Source organism: Streptomyces sp. NPDC031274, from assembly GCF_055570235.1.
This window is the reverse complement of record NZ_JBVIHP010000184.1, coordinates 1-1,598: the sequence shown is the minus strand read 5'-3', so window position 1 is coordinate 1,598 and position 1,598 is coordinate 1. Positions and strand designations below refer to the sequence as shown.

Genomic DNA, 1,598 nt, shown 5'->3' with positions numbered 1-1,598 from the left:
AAGGAAATTGAGGATGCCGGTCACGGAATCGGCAACCATGAGTACATGTGACCGGGTGAAATCCCCGTGCACAGCCTGTTCCACCAACTCCGCAGGCAGCCCGGCCCGCAGCCGATCAGTATGCGCGGCGAGATCCCGCTGACGGTCATGAAGCCAGCCGCGCACCTGTGCTAGGTCGCTGCCCTCTTGCTGCTGGGCCGTCGCCAACACGACCGCGCACTCGGCCACGCCTTCGTCACAGGACATGGTGCGCCACTGCGACTGCTCCACCAGTTTCGGCAGAGGGTACACAGCCAAGACCCTGTGCATTCGCCCCAAGGTCGTGCCGATGCTCTTGGCGCGAGCCAGGTTCGCGGTCGTCGTTTCCACGCGGCCGAGAACTTCGTCGACCACCACCCAGGCGCCGCCCTCGGAGATGGCGACGAGGTCACCGTCACGGTCCGGCCACACCCGTGGCACGGGAAGATCAGCAGCCCGGCAGAACTCCGACATGTCCCAGGCTGTCTTCGCCAGGTCTACGTCGACCGACGTGGCGTATTCCTTCACGAGCAGCCGTCGGCCGTCAGCGGTCAGGACGCGTCGATTCACGGACTCGCTGTCTGCCGGCGTCCACTCCACTGTCTTGACTGAGATCCCATACCGCTCGGCGAGCACGTCAGCCGTCAGTTCGTCCATCCCGTCTTCGTCGTCCATGCGGCTCACGGGTTCCCCTTCTGCGCTAGTGGCGGGCCAGTGGCACGGCGAGGGCGTGCCTTTGCGGATCAAGAACCAGATGCGGAGGCAGGCCCGATGTTCGAAGGTTCATGGGCTCGCCGCCTTCCTGCGGGCAGGGCGGCGACAGGCAGCGAGCCCATCCGGCAGCTACCGAGCCGAGCTGGCCGTGCCCTGTCCCCGGCCTGTCATCGCGAGGCCTTCTGCGGCGTGGGCCTGACGGGCGGCGCGTTCCGCGGGTGGTTCGGGTTGAGGAACCACTTGCGGGCAGAGACGAGCCACCAGGTTCCGGAGAAGACCAGCACCACGCCGACGGCGACGGGCGCGTAATTGAACGTCTCCAAGGTCACCGGGGAGACCTGGGGCAGCATGAACAGAACCGTGATCACCATGACCCATGCCACCGCGACCACACCGACAGGCCTCGACCAGCGCCCCAGATGCCAGGGACCCCGGCGGAAGTTCTCCCCCTGACGCAGGCGAAGGAAGGTCGGCACGACGTACGCGATGTAGAGGCCGATCGTCGCGATCGAGGTGACGGCCGCATACGCAGTGACGTTGTACAAGTACGGCAGACCGAGAACGAACGCGCCGCCTGCGGCGAGCCAGACGGCATTGGTCGGAGTGCGCGTTCCGGGATTCAGCTTGTGCCACACCCGAGAGAACGGAAGGGCACCGTCGCGACTGAAGGCATAGATCATGCGGCTGTTCGCGGTCACGGAGGCCATGCCGCAGAAGAGTTGGGCACCGATGACGACGAGGAGCATCATCTTGCCGGTGCTCGCACCGAGGGCGTCCAGGAAGATCTGCGCGGGAGGAACGCCAGTCGTTGTATCGAGGGCGCCGTTGTACGACTGAATAGCGAAGGTGAGCCCGAAGAGCAAGAC

2 protein-coding genes are annotated in these 1,598 nt (G+C 65.5%); both read right to left on the bottom strand.

Translation table 11 applies throughout. The annotated features are described in order from the left end of the window. A partial coding sequence (locus ACZ5CR_RS44795) for a phosphotransferase enzyme family protein (RefSeq protein WP_468869313.1) occupies nucleotides 1-693 on the bottom strand: 693 nt, incomplete at its 3' end. A 206-nt stretch (nucleotides 694-899) separates the two neighbouring features. Next, nucleotides 900-1,598 (bottom strand): amino acid permease (locus ACZ5CR_RS44790; RefSeq protein WP_468869311.1); only part of this gene is annotated, 699 nt, incomplete at its 5' end.